The organism is Vibrio sp. 970 (assembly GCF_033339075.1).
Genome location: NZ_JAWOTW010000041.1, coordinates 1 through 5,922, shown reverse-complemented (window position 1 = coordinate 5,922; position 5,922 = coordinate 1). Strand labels below are relative to the sequence as shown.

Annotated in this window: 9 protein-coding genes and 1 pseudogene; 7 read left to right on the top strand and 3 right to left on the bottom strand. The window is 41.8% G+C overall.

The window, feature by feature from the left end:
- The 4 genes from R7Q11_RS29885 to R7Q11_RS24375 form a co-directional block, all read left to right on the top strand.
- On the top strand, positions 1 to 341 hold a 341-nt coding region (locus tag R7Q11_RS29885), incomplete at its 5' end, for a hypothetical protein (protein ID WP_405532376.1).
- Positions 342 to 575: an MbeD/MobD family mobilization/exclusion protein gene (locus R7Q11_RS29880; RefSeq protein ID WP_031780732.1), complete on the top strand. Its 234-nt coding sequence runs from the start codon at positions 342 to 344 to the stop codon at positions 573 to 575.
- Positions 576 to 688: 113 nt separating this feature from the next.
- On the top strand, positions 689 to 967 hold the full coding sequence (locus tag R7Q11_RS24380; RefSeq protein WP_025534406.1) for a CopG family ribbon-helix-helix protein: 279 nt from the start codon (positions 689 to 691) through the stop codon (positions 965 to 967).
- Positions 955 to 1,245, top strand: a complete 291-nt coding sequence (locus R7Q11_RS24375) for a type II toxin-antitoxin system RelE/ParE family toxin (protein WP_025534408.1) — start codon at positions 955 to 957, stop codon at positions 1,243 to 1,245. Before R7Q11_RS24380 ends, R7Q11_RS24375 begins: the two co-directional genes overlap by 13 nt.
- A 394-nt stretch (positions 1,246 to 1,639) precedes the next feature.
- Here R7Q11_RS24375 and R7Q11_RS24370 read toward each other — a convergent pair whose 3' ends face one another.
- The 3 genes from R7Q11_RS24370 to R7Q11_RS24360 all read right to left on the bottom strand — a co-directional run bounded on the left by R7Q11_RS24370 (position 1,640) and on the right by R7Q11_RS24360 (position 3,480).
- Entirely contained in the window at positions 1,640 to 2,032 is a 393-nt protein-coding gene (locus tag R7Q11_RS24370; RefSeq protein WP_000884724.1) for a hypothetical protein, read from the bottom strand.
- Positions 2,033 to 2,187: 155 nt separating this feature from the next.
- Positions 2,188 to 2,661, bottom strand: coding sequence for a trimethoprim-resistant dihydrofolate reductase DfrA31 (gene dfrA31 / locus R7Q11_RS24365; protein WP_000703246.1), 474 nt, complete (start codon positions 2,659 to 2,661; stop codon positions 2,188 to 2,190).
- 162 nt (positions 2,662 to 2,823) lie between these two features.
- A complete protein-coding gene (locus R7Q11_RS24360; RefSeq protein ID WP_000361705.1) occupies positions 2,824 to 3,480 on the bottom strand; it encodes a quinolone resistance pentapeptide repeat protein QnrVC5 in 657 nt (218 codons plus the stop codon).
- A gap of 1,209 nt (positions 3,481 to 4,689) precedes the next feature.
- Between R7Q11_RS24360 and R7Q11_RS24355 the strand changes: the two genes are divergently transcribed.
- The 3 genes and pseudogenes from R7Q11_RS24355 to R7Q11_RS29870 all read left to right on the top strand — a co-directional run.
- Positions 4,690 to 5,031: a MobC family plasmid mobilization relaxosome protein gene (locus R7Q11_RS24355; protein WP_031780734.1), complete on the top strand. Its 342-nt coding sequence runs from the start codon at positions 4,690 to 4,692 to the stop codon at positions 5,029 to 5,031.
- Positions 5,028 to 5,339, top strand: a pseudogene (locus R7Q11_RS29875) (mobilization relaxase); the annotation flags it as partial. The gene R7Q11_RS24355 and the pseudogene R7Q11_RS29875, both read left to right, overlap by 4 nt.
- Before the next feature lie 379 nt (positions 5,340 to 5,718).
- On the top strand, positions 5,719 to 5,922 hold a 204-nt coding region (locus tag R7Q11_RS29870; RefSeq protein ID WP_225466803.1), incomplete at its 3' end, for an MbeB family mobilization protein.

Here is a 5,922-nt window from a genome sequence, read left to right as displayed (position 1 = left end):
CAAGCGAGCAGAAAATCATAAACGACATCCAAGAGCAGCAATCACGTTTGAATCTCTTGGTGATGAAAACATGGATTTGGTTGCCAGTGACCCTGTTATTTTTGGTGATCGTCAGTTACGGGATCGCTTGGTATCAAGGGCAGACGATATTAGACAATCAGAAAAAGATAGCCCGCCAAAAAGCGATCCTAGAGCAGTTCCAGAACAAGACTTGGGGGCTTTCTCTGTACGAGAGCCAGAAAGGGGAACGTTTTATTGTGATACCAGAGGGTTACTCGATTCTGGAGGGGTGGACAATGAACGATGGCAAGAACGAGCTGATCAAGTTGGAGAGGAAATAAATGACCGAGCTAGAGAAACAACTTTTGCACGCCTTCGAGGTTTTAGAGAGGCAGCACAAGGAGCAGCACAGCGAGTTCGTGAAGCTCTACAAGGATTTAGAGAAAAGATTCGAGCAGAGCAGCGAGGAAAGTCAACGCTTACAGAGCAGTGTGAGCAGCTTGACCATGCAAGTAAACAACTTGACGCAGCAGCTCCAGTCGTTGGAAAAGCAATACAGCAAGAGCAGTCGTTAGCACGCCAAAATCGCAGAAGTCAGAATATCGGATTTAATCGTTAGTCCATTGGCTAAACGGATGAACTTTGCTAAGGTATTACCTAGTAATACCCTTTAAGTTTAGGACTTATTATGGCTACTCCAACTTCTATAAAACTCGATGATACTTTGAAAAATCGAGTGCAAAATTTAGCAAACTCTCAACAGCGCACAGCTCATTGGATTATGAAAGAGGCGATCTCTCAGTATGTCGAACGAGAAGAAAAGAAAGAGGCATTTAGACAGGATGCCTTGAACGCTTGGGATGAGTATCAGATGACAGGTTCGCACTTAACGGCTAGCGAAGTTGAAAATTGGTTGGGTTCTTGGGGGAGTGAGGATGAGGTAGAAACGCCTAAATGTCACAAGTGATTTATACCCCGTCAGCCATTCGAGATTTAGACCGAATCAGAGAGTTTTTAAAGGCTAAAGATCCGAGGGCAGCAGCCAGAGCAGGTCTAAAAATTATCAGTAGCATGAGAGAGGTTGCTAAAGCTCCCTCAATTGGAAAACCGATCGAAAATATGCCCCAAGAATTTCGAGACTGGATTATTGAGTTTGGGAAATATGGTTATGTGGCTAGATATCGTATTTCTGGAGATAAGATAGTGGTTCTTGCAGTTCGTCACCAGAAAGAGGTCGGATTTTAGCAAAGATGCCATCGACAAGATGAATACATAGGAAAAACGCCCTTAGAGGGCGTTTTTTGTTTCAATTGAACAGCGATCTTTTTGTCCTGTAAATCGTTCTGAAACCGTCACAAACTTTCAAAGTGTTTCAGGGGTGTCTACGCTAGGTTTTCTTGCTAAAACAGCGTGTAGAGCGTTTTAGAGTGTCGGAAGCATGGTTTCTGATGCCTAACTTACGGATTTACCATAATAGGAATAATAGACACCGATTTTGAGTGTGGCTCAGGCATAAATTTGGATTCTGATTAATGTATACATCTTCAAGTGGTTCTATGAAATTGGTATACATTAATCAATAGGGGGAGGTGATTTTCGTTACAGAGTCACGCGTTGCGAATCACTCTTAAATGCTTTGTTAGAGCACTTTGCTCTGTGTCACCAAGTCAAAAGCTTCGTTAACTTTTTTCCCAAGCGAAATCTGTTTGATTCCTGCAGGAACATGTAAGAACAGTGGAAAAATAGCCCAAAAAAAGAATAGCCCAATAACAACAAACAACCATCCACCTACTACTTGGGCATCATACTTACCAAATACTCCCTTTGTGTGGTTATTGTAAGCATAGGCAATAAACTTACCTGTTTTTGAGTCCCGCTCGCCGACAACAGTAACTTCATCATTACGATTAATAACCCAAGCATCAGATACTTGAAGTTCGATTACACAATTATTTTCACTTAATTCAAACTGTACCTTGGTTTTAGTGACCGCTTTGAAATTAATAACCTTACCAACTAATTTATCTAACATTATTTTGTTAACTCTATGTTACTTTACTAGGAGTGCTCTAACGCCCTGTTAAGGGGTGAGCAACGCAATACCGAAGCTTCCGCATACCGCCTTAACCACTAAAACCAACGCATAGTAAAAATGCCACGCGTTGTGAATCCCTCTTAAACAGTTTGTTAGCCCTTTGCCCAAATTTGGTACGTGTAATCAATATTTGAACTGAAACTTTGCTCAAATGTTTGTTTGAAACTCTGTGGAACTGAAGGGAAAAACACGTCGCCAGAGATGTGCTTATGAATCACTGAAAGATGGATAACATCTGCTTGTTCGATTAATGCTTTGTAAATTTCACCACCACCAGAAACAAAGACATGTGTTGTCGTATTGTCTAAGTAAGATAATGCCGATTCAATGCTGGTGAAATAAATAACATCTGGATCATTCGAGACCATTTCTGAGCGAGTAACCACAGCATATTTCCTATTGGGAAGTTTACCCATTGAGTCGAAAGTTTTACGACCGACTAAAAGCCAATGATTGTAAGTCATAGCTTTGAACAGGAGCTGCTCACCTTGTACATGCCAAGGTATATCCAATCCAGAGCCAATTACTCCATTCTCAGAAACTGCTGCCATAATGGATATTTTCATTTTTCCTCCTGAGGGCTAACGCCCGCCTAAGGGGCTGGCAACGCATAACAACTAAACTCAAACACAACAACTGCAACCACAGCGGCTCATTGGGACTGGAAACGCCACGCGTTGACAGTCCCTCTTGAGGCGTTTGTTATGTGTGTGTTCAAACCATCAAATTTAGTCAGGAACTACTATTAAACCTAATTGCTCTAAAAGTTGTTCTTGCTGCCACGAACAGATTTTTACACCTGTAAGGTCAACTTTCCGAGGGTCTAAACCATACAACTCCGAGTGGCTCAAATCACAACCTTGCAACCTACACTGGCTCCAACACCCTTCAGAAAATACTCCCCGACTTAAATCAGACTCTTTAAATGATGCACCACTCAGATTTGCGCCAATCCATCTATTCTCAAACAAATCACACTTTTCGATACACTGCCTTTCAAAGTTGGCGTATGAAAGATTACAACCTGTTATATAAGCTGAACAAAAATACATTCTGTTCGATACCTGATTCATGAAGCTAGCTTGAGAAAAATTGGCACCCTTTAAATCGCATTCTCTGAACTCGATACCAAAACAATTTGCACCTTTGAAATACGACATTGAAAGACTGCAGTTTTTAAAAGATGCATCTCTAAGATCCGAGTAAGAAAAATCACACCCCTCTAATTCACCTCGTTCAATGAAAGAACAATCTACAAATTGTGTATCGCGGAGGTTCGCTCGTTTAAAGGAACAGCAGAAAAATTTGCAATTTTTAAAATACTGACCACTCATGTCTTGATGTGAAAAGTCTGCTTGTACATATAACTGGTCTGTTTTATCCATTTTCTAGCCCTCTTTCTATTTGAGTCGAAGACTAACATTTACCAACCAGTTCTCAAGAAAAATAAACACCTTAAAAACAGCAACTTACAACCACTTAAAATCGCAAAAATAAGGCGCCAAATTGACGCTCTAAGGCACCGTTTTTTAATTCACCCATGCCGCATGGCTAGAAAAAAGTTTTGATTAATCATGGCGCTTGCAAGAAAAACACATAACGCTTTCTATACGGCGAAAAGCCGTATTTCTACTCAGATCTAAGCTCATTTAATCTTTCATGGTCAACATAAATTCAAAGACTTAAAGATAAATTCGGCATGTTAGGTGGTAACATGTCGCTTAATGTGAAGAGTGGGATTTAACGTAATGTCACTTTGTGCGAACTGAACGATAGAACGCAAAAGGTTGCCCAAACAGGCGACCTTTTTTACATCTGGCAGATACGAAAAACGCCTCCCAATGGGAGGCGTTTTTCTTGAGGACGTTCATTACCTTAGAAAAGGATCGTTGAGATCCTAGCTCTTTGGTTGTAATCTCAATCCCCAGATATGACAAAACCAGCTTTGGCGAGCTGGTTTTGTTCGGAATACTTACTAGTTTGCAACCTGTGTAAGTCCTTTCATGATAGCCATATCATCTAAGCACTTCAAGTATTCCTGCACCTGTTTTGGATTCAAGATGTTTTGGAACAGGCGATGCGTATCAGTCACCGACCAAGGGAAGTTCCAAAGGTGACAGGTAAAGGCACTAATCAAAACTTGCGAAAGCACGATAAAACCGCTCTCTTGTAGCTGCTAGAGGGAGAACTGCGGAAAAGGAATAATTGATTAGTGTTGTGAGACTGGAATGGGGGCGTAAAGCCTTACTCACAGCGCAGGGCAGCCCGAAAGGGAAGAGACTTACCCAATCTGAAAGCGACCAAAAAGATACCCAAATCACTCATAAATTTGAGTCGAAATGGGTAGGGGTCGGCGCAGCCGAAAGGGCGGTGTGCGCTAGCTTGCCTAGCCTCATCTTTGCTCTTGCTGTCATTGCTTGATACTTTATGATTTTCCTTATTTGCATTTCTTTATCTTACTTTCTATCTTTTTGTTAAGCACATAAGCAAGGCTACACAAAGACCCCTCCACTTCGTTACGTTGTCATTGTGCCTTGTAAGGGACGCTACGCTCCCTTAACCCTAGTTAAAAGCACTCAAATTAAAGGATTGCCATGACTGAAAAGAAGAAAGTGATACGAGAAAAGTCCATCAAGATCAGAGTCACTGAGACTGAACTTCAAGCTCTGAAAGATCGGTGTGATGGTGCGGAATTAGCTCCTTGGATGAGAGAGACTTGTCTTGGGGAACGGACTCTTAAAAGAGCCAATGTTCCTAAAGTAGACCCTGCATTATTGCGCCAGTTATCTGGACTTGGGAATAACTTGAATCAGATCACTAGAGTAGTGAATACCCAGAATTATGATGTCGTGAATGTGGTTCAAGTATTGGCTCAACTTTCAGCAATCGAGCGTCAGCTTGGGCAAATAATGGCAAAGTATGAGAGCTCAGTATGATTGTTCAGTTCGCTCGTAGAGGTAAGGGCGTTGGGAGTGGCCCTGTTGATTATCTCTTAGGGAAAGATAGAAATCGGGAGAGGGCGACACTCAATCAAGGCGATCCTGATTTAGTTCAATCACTCATTGATTCGAGTCCTTACGCCAAAAAGTACACATCGGGCTTTCTCTGTTTTGCTGAAACGGACTTATCACAAGAGATTAAAGATCGCCTCATGGCTGATTTTGAAAAGGCTTTGTTACCAGGCTTAGACAAAGACCAATACTCCATTCTTTGGGTAGAGCATCTTGATAAAGGGCGATTAGAGCTGAACTTTGTTATTCCAAATATTGAGCTTCATTCTGGCAAGCGACTTCAACCTTACTACCATTTTGCAGACAATCCTCGTATCGATGCGTGGCGCACCATTCAGAATCTTGAACTAGGGCTTCATGACCCAGATGACCCTGCTAATCAGCAAGGCTTGGTGAGTGCTAAAGACACTCCATCCGATGCAAAAGAGATTCAGCAACTTCTTACCGATGGCCTACTTAATCTTGCTCAATCAGGCGCAATCCGTAGTCGAAAAGGGGTAATTGGTGCGCTTGAAAGCAAAGGATTTGAGATCGCTAGAGTGACCGCTAAGAGCATCAGTATTAAGAACCCCGAAAGTGGGAAACGAAACATAAGATTAAAAGGTTTGTTGTATGAGCAAGATTTTGAATATGGCGAGGGACTTCAATTCGCAATCGAAGAAGCAAGCCAACGCTATCGAGCAAACGCTAAAGAAAGACTTCGAGAGGCACGAACAACGTATTCAAGATGCGTTGAAAGCAAGCGAGCAGAAAATCATAAACGACATCCAAGAGCAGCAATCACGTTTGAATCTCTTGGTGATGAAAACATGGATT

Coding starts and splice junctions, on each gene's coding strand:
- R7Q11_RS24375 (WP_025534408.1), top strand. CDS start 955: ATGTCACAAGTGATTTATACCCCGTCAGCCATTCGAGATTTAGACCGA.
- dfrA31 (WP_000703246.1), bottom strand. CDS start 2,661: ATGAAAATATCCATTATGGCAGCAGTTTCTGAGAATGGAGTAATTGGC.
- R7Q11_RS24380 (WP_025534406.1), top strand. CDS start 689: ATGGCTACTCCAACTTCTATAAAACTCGATGATACTTTGAAAAATCGA.
- R7Q11_RS24370 (WP_000884724.1), bottom strand. CDS start 2,032: ATGTTAGATAAATTAGTTGGTAAGGTTATTAATTTCAAAGCGGTCACT.
- R7Q11_RS24360 (WP_000361705.1), bottom strand. CDS start 3,480: ATGGATAAAACAGACCAGTTATATGTACAAGCAGACTTTTCACATCAA.
- R7Q11_RS24355 (WP_031780734.1), top strand. CDS start 4,690: ATGACTGAAAAGAAGAAAGTGATACGAGAAAAGTCCATCAAGATCAGA.
- R7Q11_RS29880 (WP_031780732.1), top strand. CDS start 342: ATGACCGAGCTAGAGAAACAACTTTTGCACGCCTTCGAGGTTTTAGAG.